This is a genomic window from Pseudoalteromonas sp. GW168-MNA-CIBAN-0100, assembly GCF_040309225.1.
Taxonomy (GTDB): Bacteria; Pseudomonadota; Gammaproteobacteria; order Enterobacterales; family Alteromonadaceae; genus Pseudoalteromonas; species Pseudoalteromonas arctica.
Window position 1 is genome coordinate 1 of the sequence record NZ_JBEOOL010000688.1, and the last position, 263, is coordinate 263.

Consider the following 263-nt stretch of genomic DNA (forward strand, 5'->3'; position numbering starts at 1 on the left):
GCAATATACTCCTCACTCGCTAATTTTTGAGCGCGGGCGCTGATCACATCAAATAAACTGTCTTGCGGGATGGCAACGTCAAGCGTGGCGGAAAATGCTTGCTGAGCTGAAAAAACAAGAAACAAGCTAAGTAATGGTACTGAGGCTTTTTTCCATGTTGATATTAGGTGAATTGGTGCTTTCATTTTCGTTCCTTTATAAAAACATGACTTATTTTTACAGTTAAGATTAATATCGATTTATTAATTTGTTTCATTGGTACT

General features: G+C 36.9%; 1 pseudogene. It reads right to left on the reverse strand.

The window, feature by feature from the left end:
* A pseudogene (locus AAEY62_RS23020) lies at positions 1–185 on the reverse strand (glucan biosynthesis protein D); the annotation flags it as partial.
* Positions 186–263 lie beyond the last annotated feature (78 nt).